We start from the raw sequence: 13,068 nt of genomic DNA on the forward strand, positions 1-13,068 counted from the left end.
CCTCCTTAATCCTTATGAATGCGGACGGTCACATTCATACCAGGTCGAATGTCGAGTGATTTTTCTTGCGAGAGTGATACTTTAACTGGAATGACTTGTGCGACTTTCGTGTAGTTCGCGTTTCCGTTTGAAGAAGGCATCATTGAGAACGTGGAAGCCGTCGTCATACCGATTTGCTCGACTTCACCAGAAAGTGTCGTGTCCGGGTAGCTGTCGACGTAAACATCCACTGTTTGTCCGACTTTGATTTCATCGATTTCTGTTTCTTCGATGTTCGCTGTGACCCAAAGGTCGTTTAAGTCAAAACCATATGCGAGAGGTGTACCTGCTGCGACGAAGCCGTTCTTTGTCGCCATCGACTGAACGATCGTTGCTTTTGAGGGCATTGAAACCGAGAGATCCGTCGGTTTTTGTCCGGCTTGTGCCGTCATGACGTGTCCGACTGTTGCGCCACTGGCAAGTGATTCGCCTGTTTTCGCAGACCAGTCTGTTAATTTACCAGCGCTTGGGCTCGCAACCGTTATCATCTTACCGTCGATTTTCGCATTGTCTGTTTTGACATAGCTCGTTGCTTGATCGTAATAGTAGTATCCGACAACACCACCACCGATTAAAACGATGAGTGTCACGATATTGATGATCAATAATTTTTTCATACTCATGGGTGTGTTAGCATCCTTTCTTGTGTACAATCGATTCAAAAAAAGTACTCCTCTGGGGGGAGGAGTAATTAATATAGTTAATTATATGGAACGTTAGCTAACAAACAACCGACAATTTCCGACAAAATGTTGGAAAAATAGATGATAACGGATTCATTAATGAAAAGATGGTGAAAAAGGAGTGAAATATGGATGAATGAGAGCCGTGATCCCCGACCAAAACGTCACGTGACCGTATTACAATGGAATTATTTCGTTTACTGAAGACGCACAGCTTCTCGAGCATTACTGTTAAAATGTTGACGGATGGAGCAGGTGTGAATCGTTCGACCTTCTACGCACACTATACAGATAAGTATGACTTGCTCGACCAAGTCGTTGAGGAGCAAATGAAGGCACTTGAACAAGCAATTCGGATCACGGGTACAGGAACTGTCTTTCCGACAGTCGAGCAGGTGAGTCGCTATTTTGCTCGTTTGTTCATTCATATCGAAGAAAATGAACTATTCTATCAGACGATGCTCGTTCAAGGACCGATCAAAACGTTCATCTCTCGTTTTCTCGATACTTTGAAAGAGAATTATCGAATTGTGTTTCGACCGCAAATCACAGAAGAAGCTACGTTCGTCGATCGGGACTTATTATTGAACTATGTCATTGGTGGACAGTTGGGATTGTTGATTTCTTGGTTACGAAACGGTCGACCGTATTCATCAGAGTATATGGCAGAACAATTAAGTCGGATGATCGTCTTTGGAACGGTTGAGAGTATCGGTTTTCCTAAAGAGACGGAATGAGGACGTAAAAAAGACACTTCCCTGCGGAAGTGTCCAATCAGTTTAAGCCTGTCGGAATGCGAGTTCTTTCGTATAGATCGTACTCCGATTCCGTCCACTTTCTTTTGAATAATACAACGCTTTATCTGCCTGTTGTAATGCTTCAAGTGACGTATGCGAACCACTGGAATGTGAAATCCCAAGTGAGATCGTAATTTGTAGATCAGGTACATCTGCTGTCGGGAACAGGTTACGTGCGACCGTGAGCCGAGCTAGTTCTGCTATTTTTTGCGCTTCTTTCGCCGAAGTACTTGGTAAGATGATTAAAAATTCTTCACCACCGTACCGTCCGACGAGGTCGTCTGGACGCGTCAAGGAAGCGAGAGTCATGCCGAGTTGGCGTAACACATCATCGCCCGCATCATGACCATATGTATCATTGACATGCTTGAAGAAATCGATATCGATGAGCACAAGTGAATAGCCTTGATCGGTCGAACCGACAAGCGATAGCGAGTCATCCAGACGACGGCGATTGGCGAGCCCTGTCAAAGCATCCGTCATGGCGAGTTTCTGCTGATACTGGATGTTTTCGAAGTGACGGCGTAATTCCGTCAGTAATCGAAAGGCAACAAAGCCAGCTAATAAATTAAAGAAGACGTACGCAATCGAGATTTTAAAGAATGTCGACCAGCTGTGCGTCAAGATGTAGATGGCGGGTAACGAATAGAGAATACCGACCAACACCATAAGTTGAAAATGACGAATCGAGACATGGACGAATCGACGAATGATCCCAATCGTCGTGATGAATAAGACGATGATCAGCGTAGATAAATAAAATCCTTCCATTTGATCAACTGGTGTTAAAAAGTAACGTGTCCCGATGATCATTGCTCCTGCAACGATGGCGCTTGGGAAACCACCGAACAGCATGGCGATCGCGACGGGAACGATACGTAAATCAACACGGGCGACATCGATTTGGATCCCATTGAACATTAATAAGACCGCAATCAGACCAGAGACTGCTCCGAGTATAAGTCGAATGCTCCATTTGGAGTTCAATGAAATACGCGGTTGATTCCGAAACGGTAAGAACAAGAGAGTAATCGTTGTGAACAGTAGACAAAAGTTAATGATGAATTGATTCATGATGGACAACAAATCCTCCCAACTCCCCCAGCTAACAGATTTCCATATATATACTTCCAGTATACTCAAGTAGATAACGGTTAGACAGAGGGAAATCTTTAGACCAAAATAGAAAAAACGGTAGAAAATCTACCGTTTTTAAGAAGATGAAGTAAGGGTATCCTCATCCATCGTCTGTAAAATTTTATCAAAGACATGAACCATCGTTTCGAGCTCTTCTTCCGTCAATGTACCGAAGCGGTCTTGTAAATAGTTTTTCCGGACGATTTCGAGATCCCGAAATGCACGTTCCCCGTCCTCCGTCAAAGCGAGTACGATTGAACGACGATCTTCCGTCGAACGTGTCCGTGTGACATATCCTTGTTTATACAGCTTATCCGTCAAAGCAGTGACTTGACTCGTCGCGAGCTCAAATTGTTCCGCAAGAAGCGTCGGGCGCTGAGGACCATTTTCTGAAAGGCTTCGTAAGATGAAAAACTCACTCCGGGTCGCCGTTCCTTCAAATAGCCGGTTAAGTTCACGTCGCAGGGTACGAAGAATGACACGCATTTGTTCCTCGAGTCGATAAGTTAGCAAATCACGTTCCTGTGGCATGCAAGCAGCATCCTTTCTCTCAGTGGACTTCTACCATTTAGTGTACTAAACATATCGGATTTTTACCATCGACTACCCCAGATTCGAAAAAAGGCAATTGACAATTTCGTGGCGTTTTGTGTAATATGGCGTAGTAATAACTAACTTAATTCAGTTCTCACTCAACCAGTGGGATGGAGGTTGCAGTTCTTAAGAGTACGGTTACGGATGTCGTCAAGCGACAGATGAGGTGACCTGAAAGGAAGAATTGCCGAAATCAATCATCGCTTTGAAGATGATCGATTGGGATTAGATCAAATAGGTCTAATACTGTCACAAGTCGGGTATCACCTACTTGTGGAGAGCTATCTTTCACGACGGTAGAATGAGGCGCATCCATTTTATTATGTTGCGTTCTCATCTTCCATCTGGAAGATGAGGGCGCTTTTTGTTTTTTCATTCAAAAAGTGTCCTCTCAAAAATTTATTAAAGAGAGAAGCGAACGAAATGAACAATCTAGATGTGAAACAAACAACAGATTCGACAGCAGAAGGATTAAAACGTGGATTACAAGCCCGTCATATGTCGATGATCGCCATCGGTGGAGCGATCGGAACAGGACTCTTCATTGCGTCCGGTGCTTCCGTCGCAGCAGCAGGACCAGGTGGAGCGCTCCTATCATATGCAATCGTTGGTCTGATGGTCTATTTCCTCATGACAAGTCTTGGTGAAATGGCAGCGTATATGCCGGTCGCCGGATCCTTCTCGACCTATGGAACGAAATTCGTCGATCCATCATTCGGCTTTGCGCTCGGCTGGAACTACTGGTACAACTGGGCAGTCACGATCGCAGTCGAGCTCGTCGCAGCACAAATCGTCATGACATATTGGTTCCCGGATGTTCCTGGATTTTACTTCAGTGCCTTGTTCCTCTTACTCATGATCGGCTTGAACTACTTCTCCGTTAAAGGATTTGGGGAAGCGGAGTATTGGTTTGCGATGATTAAAGTCGTTACCGTCATCGTCTTCTTAGTCGTCGGTGTTGCGATGATTTTTGGTGTCTTTACATCAGAGCCACCGGTTGGCTTTAAAAACTTTGCTCTTGGCGATGCGCCGTTCGTCGGTGGGATTCCTGCCGTCATCGGTATCATTCTCGTTGCCGGATTCAGTTTCCAAGGAACGGAGCTGGTCGGGATTGCCGCGGGTGAATCGGAAGATCCGAAAAAGAATGTTCCAAAAGCAGTCAAACAAGTCTTCTGGCGCATCTTGCTTTTCTACGTCTTCGCGATTTTCGTCATCGGAATGCTCATTCCGTATACGAGCCCAAACTTGGTTTCGAATGACATTACGGACGTAGCGGTTAGTCCGTTTACGCTCGTCTTTGAAAAAGCGGGTCTTGCCTTTTCAGCAGCACTCATGAACGCCGTCATCTTGACGTCTGTTCTATCTGCCGGAAACTCAGGTATGTATGCTTCGACTCGGATGCTTTATACGCTTGCTCGCCAAGGAGATGCACCGAAGTTGTTCGCGAAAGTATCGAAAAACGGTGTACCGCGTAACGCTTTGCTCGCAACAGGAGCAATCGGTGCCCTCTGTTTCTTGACGTCAATGTTTGGTGGACAAGTCTACTTGTGGTTACTCAATGCTTCCGGTATGACAGGATTCATCGCATGGCTCGGGATTGCAATCAGTCACTATCGTTTCCGTAAAGGATTCCTTGCACAAGGTCACTCGTTGAAAGACTTACCATATGTGGCACCAGCGTTCCCATTCGGTCCGCTGTTCGCATTCGGTCTTTGTTTCCTCGTCATCGTCGGTCAAAACTATGCCGCATTCCTCGCGGATCAAATCGATTGGGTCGGAATTGCCGCAACGTATGTTGGTATTCCATTATTCCTTGCCTTCTGGTTAGGACATAAATTCAAAAATCGAACGTCGATCGTTCGTTATGACGAGATGGACTTCCCGGAACATCCACGTCAATCGTAATATGTGAACCACCTTCTAGAATGAAGGTGGTTTTTTATTCTCTTAAATGAAAACGTTTTCTAAAATATAGTTTTGAAAAAGTATAAAAAAGGAATCAATGAATACATATTCAAAAATAGAAAATATGAATAAAAAATAGGGGGAAGACGCATGACTACATCTGATTTATTTTTTACATTAGGTTCTGCAGCGTTTTTCATGTTGCTCGTTGCCTACATATCCTACCGATTGACGCGTGGAAAAACACAAGGCGTCGATGAATACTTCTTAGCAGGTCGAGGGCTAAGTGGCGTTTTCATTGCCGGATCACTACTGCTGACGAATTTGTCGGCAGAACAGTTGATTGGACTAAATGGACAATCTTTCATGGGGAACATGTCGAGTATGGCGTGGGAAGTCACGGCGGGATTTGCTGCCATCATCATGGCCATCTATCTGCTCCCGAAGTTTCTCGGGCTTGGTATCTCGACATTACCGGAATACTTAAGTCACCGGTATGATGAGACGGTTCGCCGGATGACAGTATTACTCTTTTTGCTCGGATATATGTGCGTCACGATTCCTTCGATGCTTTATTCAGGTGGGATTGCTGTCTTGCAGCTATTCGATGTTCCGGAACTCTTTGGTCTCAGTTATACGCAATCCCTTTGGTTAGTCGTCTGGGTCGTCGGGATCATCGGAGCAATTTATGCGATTTTTGGAGGGCTACGTGCGGTGGCTGTCTCGGATACCTTGAACGGGATCGGGCTTGTCTTCGTCGGATTCTTAGTTCCGGTGCTTGGCTTTATTGCACTGGGTGACGGGAATTTACTTCAAGGGATGAAGACGATTGCGACCGTTCAACCGGAGAAGTTGAACGCAATTGGAAGCTCAACCGATGCCGTTCCGTTCTTCTCGATTTTCACGGGTATCCTATTTGCGAACTTATTTTATTGGTCACTCAATCAATATGTCATTCAACGTGTGCTCGGGGCAAAAGATTTGAAGGAAGGACAGAAGGGCGTCCTCATGACAGGATTCTTGAAGTTATTAGTTCCAATCTTCATGCTGATTCCTGGGATCATTGCCTATCACTTGTATGGGAACACACTAACGAGCGGTGATTTATCATATCCTCGTCTCATTACGGAGTTGTTGCCTGTCTCGCTGATGGGATTTTTCTTAGCTGTCTTACTTGGAGCCGTCTTCAGTTCGTTTAACTCGTTGCTAAATAGTATTGCAACACTTTTCGTTCTCGATATATATCAGCCGGTGTTTGCGAAAGAGGCGAGTGATGAACATTTGATTCGTGTCAGTAAATGGTTCGGAACGATCGTTGCTTTAATCTCTTTCGTCATCGCACCATTCTTGATGTACGCGCCGGACGGCTTATGGAGTTTGATCCGGCAATTCACAGGTTTTTTCAACATTCCGATTCTCGTCATCGTATTAATGGGGATTTTCATGAAACGAATTCCGGCGATTGCAGCGAAAATCGTCATCGTCTTTCACGTGTTCGCGTATTACTTATTCGTCTTCGGTTTCAAACAACTGTTCGGCTGGGATCATGGCATTAGCTATATTCATGGGTACGGTATTCTACTCGTGATTGAAGTGCTGTTCATGATATTCATGGGATATCGTTACCCGGTCGTCCAGTCAAGAAAGGTCAATCGACGACAGTCTGTCGAGCTCACTCCATGGAAGTTCGCGATTCCGGTTTCGATCTTATTATGCACATCCATCATTTGGACGTACGTTCTGTTTTCAAAAATCGGACTGGCTTCGACAGCAGGAATCGTATCGATTTGGTTCTGGCCGGTCACGTTAGGACTTGTCATTGCAACGATCGTATTATGGCGTGTGTCGCTAAACGCTTGGGAAGCGAAGTACCGGACCTATCTCGAAGAAGAGTACCGTCAAGCCGAATAATCCTCTCGCAGAAGGCATGACATATCGGGTAAGATGAAAGAAAAACAGGAGGCGATCTTCGTGAATTACTGGTACCACTTCAAGCGTGCCTTCTTACCGATCGCATTATTGCTTGTGACGCTTGCCTTGTACCAAATGATTTATCGTTTGAATAACATCTGGTATTCGCTTGGAGGACTTCTTCTTGTCTTTGCAGCGATTTACTTCGTCATGCGTCGTCTAAAAGCGAATCCAGAGGATTGAATGAGCAGGAAAGTCGAGTCCATTCTCTGAACGCGGTAAAATAGACACATACAGAGGAGGGGAAGATAGATGGCAAAAGCAATATTTGCAGGTGGTTGTTTCTGGTGCATGGTCAAGCCATTCCATAAATATGATGGGGTAGAGCAGGTCATTTCAGGATATACCGGTGGTCATACAGAGAACCCGACTTATAAAGAGGTCTGTTCGGAAACGACAGGTCACTTGGAGGCGGTTGAAGTCACGTACGATCCGTCCGTCATTACGTACGAAGAATTACTCGAGATCTTCTGGCGTCAAATCGACCCGACAGATGGTGGAGGTCAATTCAATGACCGTGGTGAATCGTACCAACCGGCTATCTTTTATGTCGATGAAGCACAGCGTGAAGCAGCTGAACGTTCGAAAGCAGCGCTTGACGCATCAGGACGCTTCTCGCGTCCGATCGCGGTAGAGATTCGTCCAGAAAAGCCGTTTTGGCCAGCCGAAGAATATCACCAAGATTATTATAAAAAGAATCCGTTCCGTTATCAGATGTATAGTGTCGGCTCAGGTCGCGCGAAATTCATCAAGGAAGCGTGGAAGGACCACGGTAAGGAAAAAGAACTGAAAGAGCGTCTGACACCAATTCAGTATAAAGTCACACAAGAGAACGGGACAGAACCCGCTTTCCGTAACGAATACTGGGATGAAGAACGTCCAGGACTGTACGTCGATATCGTCGATGGTACACCACTCTTCACATCAAAAGATAAATTCCAGTCAAACTGTGGTTGGCCGAGTTTCGCTAAACCGATCTCAGAAGACAAGATGGAAGTCGAACTCGATACGAGTCACGGGATGACGCGGACGGAAGTGCGTTCTGCGAATGCGGATAGTCACCTCGGTCATATCTTCGATGATGGTCCGACAGAACTTGGTGGTCTTCGCTATTGTATCAACTCAGCAGCATTACGATTTATTCCGCTTGAAGAGCTTGATTCGGCAGGATATGGGGAATATAAAAAACATTTCGAGTAACACGTAAGGAGCAGTCAAACGATTTCGTTTTGACTGCTCTTTTTTCAAATGGAAGGGAGAGAATCGAATGTTTCGACCCGTATATGAAGAGATTCGACAAATGACGATTGCGAAGGTACTTGATTTCTACGATCACGAAATCCGTCAGCTCGATGAGCAAGCACGTCAGGAAAAGTACGACAAGATGAGCTTGAGTCCGTTTCGCTTTTTCCGTGGGAGTTCGCATCTGTTTTATTATGACGTGACGCGAATCCCCCTTGGTTTTGATACGCCTCGTGATAAACCGACGTGGATTCAGGGAGATCTTCATTTTGAGAATTTCGGTGTCCATGGCAATGCGAAGGGAGATATCATCTACGACGTCAATGACTTTGATGAAGGGTACTTAGGATCTTATCTATACGATTTGATTCGCATGGCGGTCTCCGTCCGGTTGTTCGCTGAAGAGGCAGGATACGATCCGACTCCTGCGATTCGAAATTATGTTCTGGAATACTTACACGATTTAAAAAAGTACGCTCTCGGAAAAGATCCGAGTGATGTCTGTTTTACGCGGGATAATACGAAAGGACCAATCAAGAAGTTGATCAAAAAAGCAGAAAAGAAACGTGAGGAATTAATGGGAGAGCGGACGGAACTGGTGGATGGCGTGAGACGTTTTTGTACATTACCGGATATGCAAGCGATAGATGATACGACGCGAATAGCGATTGAGTCTGCCTGGTCCTCCTATATCGAGACGATTGACGAAGAGGATCGTCGTGACGAAGCGTTCTATACAATCAAGGATATCGTCCGGAAACTAGACAGTGGAACGGCATCGATTGGTCTTGAACGCTATTACATCTTGATTGAGGGGGAGGGAGGGGAAGAAGATTTGATTCTAGAGATGAAACAAGCTCAGACTTCTGTCCCTTCGTTGTTCCTTCCCGTCTATCGTCCAGAAGCAGAAACAGTTCATCAAGGACGCCGGATCATCACGTCCCAAAAAGCGATGCAGGCACATGAGGATCCATATCTTGGCTACCTGACGATTGGGAAAAAGGAATATTATGTACGTGAGCGCTCTCCATATAAGAAAAAACTAAAAGCAAAGCATATCAAAAGTCAGGAAGACCTTGAGAACGTGTTGTGTATTCAAGGTCAAATTACCGCGAAAATCCATGCACGGGCGGATCAGGATGCTGGGATTAAAGAAAAAATTTTAACACATCATGCGGATGTTGAAATCATCCAATCCATTGGTGTTTCAGACACTGCTTTTTTAGAACAAATCGAGCGTTGGTCAGAAGCCTACGTGACACGAACAAAGCTGGATTACCAAGTGTTTTTAGAGTGGATGAAGACCCGAAAAACAATTTGAAAATTTAACAAACTAAGGCTCGTTAGATGGGTGTGTAACATGTGTTACATATCCATCTTTTTTGTGCAGATTTTTTTGTTTAACGAATGAAAGCGTTCAACAAAATATAAATAGGTATAATGACCTATATCAATTTATCAGAAAACTTCGTAAATTTTTGATTAAGTTCTTACGGACGACTCGCTCCGTAGGACAAATCAAAAGAGACATAGGGGGAAGTACATCATGAGCTTGACGCGGAAAAAAGATGTTTCCGCTATGATTGCTGCAAGTAAACGAAATAGTGGACTTGCTCGAAATCTTGGCGCGATGGATTTAACGTTTTTAGGAATTGGCGCCATCATCGGAACCGGAATCTTCGTTTTGACAGGAACAGGAGCATTGACTGCAGGACCAGGACTTATCGTATCATTCATTCTATCTGCCATCGCCTGTGGTCTAGCTGCTCTTGCTTACGCTGAATTCGCATCAACGATTCCGGTCAGTGGATCCGTCTATACGTACACGTACGCAACGATGGGAGAGATCTTCGCTTGGATCATCGGTTGGAACTTGATCCTCGAATATGGACTCGCCTCCAGTGCCGTTGCAGCCGGTTGGTCTGGGTACTTCCAGTCCTTACTTGCAGGATTCAACATCCATGTGCCAACAGCCTTATCAGCAGCTCCTGGAGCAGTCGAAGGAGCCAAGACATACTTCAACCTTCCAGCATTCTTAATCCTCTTTGCCATTACGGCATTGTTGTCGATGGGAATCAAGGAAACGAAACGTGTCAACAACATCATGGTCGTCATCAAGGTCGCAGTCGTCATTCTCTTCATCGTTGTTGGTGTCGGCTACGTTGAGCCATCGAACTGGACACCGTTCACACCATTTGGTTGGGGAGGCGTCTTCTCGGGTGCCGCAATCGTCTTCTTCGCGTACATCGGCTTTGATGCCGTCACATCAGCAGCTGAAGAAGTCCGCGATCCGCAAAAAAACTTGCCACGCGGGATCATCGGTTCACTCGCTGTTTGTACAGTCCTTTACGTCATCGTCGCAGCCATCATGACGGGTATCGTACCGTACCAACAGTTCGCTGGTGTCGATCATCCAGTCTCACTTGCGATTCAAATGGCCGGTCAAAGCTGGGTAGCTGGATTCATCGATCTCGGTGCGATCCTCGGGATCACAACAGTTATTCTCGTCATGACTTACGGAATGGTGCGTCTTGCATTCGCCATCTCGCGTGACGGAATGTTCCCGAAAGTGTTCTCTGAAGTGCATCCGAAGTACCAAACACCATTCAAGGCGACTTGGATGATCGGACTGGGTAGCTCACTCGTTGCTGGATTCGTTCCGCTCGATGTCATCGCAAACCTCGTCAACATGGGTACACTCGCAGCATTCGTCTTGATCTCTGTCGCTGTCTTGATTCTTCGTAAGACACAGCCCAATCTCCCGCGTGCGTTCAAATGTCCAGGTATGCCATATGTGCCGATCGCAGCAATCGCTGCATGTCTTTTCTTGATGTTCAACTTGAAACTCGAGACATGGATTGCTTTTGGAATCTGGCTTGCTATTGGTTTAGTCCTTTACTTTACGTTTGCACGTAAGAGTTCGAATTTACACCCAGGCAACATGCCGGCAGCGGAACTCGCTGCTTCGAAAGAAGAACAGTAACATACAAGAAGACCCGGTCGCCTGAAGGCGATCGGGTCTTCTGATGTTATGAAAGTGGAACAGGTCCTTTGACGCGGACCGCATCAAATTCACGACGAATGCTTTCATTGGCTCTCGCTTCATCTTCTGCCGACCAGCCGAGTTCGCTACGCATCAAGGCGAGAACACCATCTGCGTACTGTTCAGCGTGAGGGAAATCAAAGAAGACGGCCGAGGCACGACGGTTCAAGAAGTCGCCGGGTTGCATGACGAGCTCAGCTTCTAATCCATATAGAAGGGCGCCGAACCAGTGTAACGGTAATTGATAACGAGCCGCCTCGTCACCACGTGTCCGAATCAATTCGTAGACACGTTCGACATTCGTACCGTAACGTTGGATGAGCCATGTCGCCTCATTCGGTGACAATCCGAGTGCTTCTCCTTTTGGTTGTTGTTCTTTCAAGTAGCGGGCAAATCCTTTACTTCCTTGTGGATGACCACCACCAAGCAAGATATCGTGCGTACGAGAAGCGAGGTAAATCCGATTTTCTTCTGTCTTGAATTGGTCTGCGACCATATCGATAATTCGTTCTGCCATCTTCCGGTACCCGGTCAACTTCCCACCAGCGATTGACATCAGACCGGATTTCGAGACGAAGATTTCATCTTTTCGAGACAGTTCACTCGGGTCCTTTCCATCTTCATGAATGAGTGGGCGTAGTCCAGACCATGTCGATTCGACGTGTTCAGGTCGTAACTCGACGTTGAACATTTGATTCGTCGCCTCTAGGATATAATCCTGATCCTCGACAGTGACACCCGGCTCAAGAATATCTCCTTTATAGTTCGTGTCAGTCGTTCCGACATAGGTTTTCCCTTCGCGTGGAATCGCAAAGATCATCCGACCATCTGGAACGTCGAAATAAACAGCCTGTTGGAGTGGGAAATGCGCTTGATCGATGACGAGATGAATCCCTTTCGTCAGGTGGAGCGATTTCCCAGCTTTCGAACCATCTTTTTCACGTAGTTCGTCGACCCACGGACCGGTTGCATTGATGATTTTCTTCGCCCGAATCGTATACGTTTTGTCACTTAAGACGTCACGGACTTCGACACCGACAACTTTTCCATTGTGGTAGACGAGCGATTCAGCCTTCGTATAGTTGACGGCACGTCCACCGTAACCAACGGCTGCCTTTAAGACTTCGACTGTCAATCGGGCATCATCCGTTTTATATTCGACATAACGACCACCACCGACTAAATGTTCCGAACGTAATAGTGGCTCGTAACGTAATGTTTCTTCTTTACTGAGCATCGTCCGGCGTTCATTGCGTTTGACGCCTGCGAGCTGGTCATAGACGCGTAGGCCGATTGATGTCGAGAAGCTGCCGAACGTTCCGCCTTCGACGAGTGGAAGCATCATCCATTCCGGCGTCGTCACGTGTGGGGCGTTCTCATACACGATGGCACGTTCTTTTCCGACTTCGGCAACCAGTTTGATTTCGAACTGCTTCAGATAACGCAATCCACCATGGACGAGTTTCGTCGATCGGCTCGATGTCCCTTCGGCGAAGTCCTGCATCTCAATCAATCCTGTCCGCATGCCTCGACTTTGTGCGTCAAGCAAAATACCGGCTCCTGTGATACCGCCCCCGATGACGAGCACGTCTAAAAGTTCTTGTCCCATCTCTTCTAACCAAGCTGTCCGTTCTGTACTTGAAAACATCTTGTCTTC

General features: G+C 46.1%; 11 protein-coding genes and 1 riboswitch. Of the genes, 7 read left to right on the forward strand and 4 right to left on the reverse strand.

The annotated features are described in order from the left end of the window. Positions 1 to 5 precede the first annotated feature (5 nt). Positions 6 to 662 (reverse strand): HlyD family secretion protein, encoded by a 657-nt coding sequence (locus tag AC3B4V_RS09545; RefSeq protein ID WP_035399222.1) that lies wholly within the window; start codon positions 660 to 662, stop codon positions 6 to 8. A gap of 242 nt (positions 663 to 904) precedes the next feature. Here AC3B4V_RS09545 and AC3B4V_RS09550 point away from each other — a divergent pair, with 242 nt between their 5' ends. Continuing rightward, the gene (locus AC3B4V_RS09550; RefSeq protein WP_488378270.1) at positions 905 to 1,459 is read left to right on the forward strand and encodes a TetR/AcrR family transcriptional regulator; all 555 of its coding nucleotides are present in this window, start codon (positions 905 to 907) and stop codon (positions 1,457 to 1,459) included. 42 nt (positions 1,460 to 1,501) lie between these two features. Here the strand turns inward: AC3B4V_RS09550 and AC3B4V_RS09555 are convergent, their stop codons facing one another. Beyond that, a complete protein-coding gene (locus tag AC3B4V_RS09555; protein ID WP_488378271.1) occupies positions 1,502 to 2,593 on the reverse strand; it encodes a diguanylate cyclase in 1,092 nt (363 codons plus the stop codon). Positions 2,594 to 2,731: 138 nt separating this feature from the next. After that, positions 2,732 to 3,187 carry a MarR family winged helix-turn-helix transcriptional regulator gene (locus tag AC3B4V_RS09560; RefSeq protein WP_058265451.1) on the reverse strand — a complete coding sequence of 152 codons (456 nt, stop codon included), beginning with the start codon at positions 3,185 to 3,187 and terminating at the stop codon, positions 2,732 to 2,734. 166 nt (positions 3,188 to 3,353) lie between these two features. Beyond that, a riboswitch (Lysine riboswitch) is annotated at positions 3,354 to 3,542 on the forward strand. A gap of 131 nt (positions 3,543 to 3,673) precedes the next feature. On the opposite strand from AC3B4V_RS09560, the gene AC3B4V_RS09565 reads away from it, so the two are divergent. The 6 genes from AC3B4V_RS09565 to bcaP all read left to right on the forward strand — a co-directional run bounded on the left by AC3B4V_RS09565 (position 3,674) and on the right by bcaP (position 11,351). Beyond that, complete coding sequence (locus tag AC3B4V_RS09565) at positions 3,674 to 5,155, forward strand: amino acid permease (protein ID WP_055969897.1); 1,482 nt, start codon at positions 3,674 to 3,676, stop codon at positions 5,153 to 5,155. A 150-nt stretch (positions 5,156 to 5,305) separates the two neighbouring features. Continuing rightward, positions 5,306 to 7,066, forward strand: coding sequence for a solute:sodium symporter family transporter (locus AC3B4V_RS09570; protein ID WP_488378272.1), 1,761 nt, complete (start codon positions 5,306 to 5,308; stop codon positions 7,064 to 7,066). 60 nt (positions 7,067 to 7,126) lie between these two features. After that, a complete protein-coding gene (locus tag AC3B4V_RS09575) occupies positions 7,127 to 7,309 on the forward strand; it encodes a hypothetical protein (protein WP_035399267.1) in 183 nt (60 codons plus the stop codon). Positions 7,310 to 7,378: 69 nt separating this feature from the next. Further along, positions 7,379 to 8,326 carry a peptide-methionine (S)-S-oxide reductase MsrA gene (gene msrA / locus AC3B4V_RS09580; RefSeq protein WP_214772003.1) on the forward strand — a complete coding sequence of 316 codons (948 nt, stop codon included), beginning with the start codon at positions 7,379 to 7,381 and terminating at the stop codon, positions 8,324 to 8,326. 67 nt (positions 8,327 to 8,393) lie between these two features. Beyond that, positions 8,394 to 9,689 (forward strand): DUF2252 domain-containing protein, encoded by a 1,296-nt coding sequence (locus AC3B4V_RS09585; RefSeq protein WP_488378273.1) that lies wholly within the window; start codon positions 8,394 to 8,396, stop codon positions 9,687 to 9,689. Positions 9,690 to 9,914: 225 nt separating this feature from the next. After that, on the forward strand, positions 9,915 to 11,351 hold the full coding sequence (bcaP, locus tag AC3B4V_RS09590) for a branched-chain amino acid transporter BcaP (RefSeq protein WP_488378274.1): 1,437 nt from the start codon (positions 9,915 to 9,917) through the stop codon (positions 11,349 to 11,351). 46 nt (positions 11,352 to 11,397) lie between these two features. Here bcaP and AC3B4V_RS09595 read toward each other — a convergent pair whose 3' ends face one another. After that, on the reverse strand, positions 11,398 to 13,059 hold the full coding sequence (locus AC3B4V_RS09595) for a glycerol-3-phosphate dehydrogenase/oxidase (protein WP_058265456.1): 1,662 nt from the start codon (positions 13,057 to 13,059) through the stop codon (positions 11,398 to 11,400). Positions 13,060 to 13,068 lie beyond the last annotated feature (9 nt).

Source organism: Exiguobacterium sp. E17S (genome assembly GCF_057772545.1).

What these genes read in the sequence shown, in the direction of transcription:
- msrA (WP_214772003.1), top strand. Translation starts at nt 7,379, where the DNA reads ATGGCAAAAGCAATATTTGCAGGTGGTTGTTTCTGGTGCATGGTCAAG.
- AC3B4V_RS09545 (WP_035399222.1), bottom strand. Translation starts at nt 662, where the DNA reads ATGAGTATGAAAAAATTATTGATCATCAATATCGTGACACTCATCGTT.
- AC3B4V_RS09550 (WP_488378270.1), top strand. Translation starts at nt 905, where the DNA reads ATGGAATTATTTCGTTTACTGAAGACGCACAGCTTCTCGAGCATTACT.
- AC3B4V_RS09595 (WP_058265456.1), bottom strand. Translation starts at nt 13,059, where the DNA reads ATGTTTTCAAGTACAGAACGGACAGCTTGGTTAGAAGAGATGGGACAA.
- AC3B4V_RS09585 (WP_488378273.1), top strand. Translation starts at nt 8,394, where the DNA reads ATGTTTCGACCCGTATATGAAGAGATTCGACAAATGACGATTGCGAAG.
- AC3B4V_RS09560 (WP_058265451.1), bottom strand. Translation starts at nt 3,187, where the DNA reads ATGCCACAGGAACGTGATTTGCTAACTTATCGACTCGAGGAACAAATG.
- AC3B4V_RS09570 (WP_488378272.1), top strand. Translation starts at nt 5,306, where the DNA reads ATGACTACATCTGATTTATTTTTTACATTAGGTTCTGCAGCGTTTTTC.
- AC3B4V_RS09565 (WP_055969897.1), top strand. Translation starts at nt 3,674, where the DNA reads ATGAACAATCTAGATGTGAAACAAACAACAGATTCGACAGCAGAAGGA.
- bcaP (WP_488378274.1), top strand. Translation starts at nt 9,915, where the DNA reads ATGAGCTTGACGCGGAAAAAAGATGTTTCCGCTATGATTGCTGCAAGT.
- AC3B4V_RS09555 (WP_488378271.1), bottom strand. Translation starts at nt 2,593, where the DNA reads ATGAATCAATTCATCATTAACTTTTGTCTACTGTTCACAACGATTACT.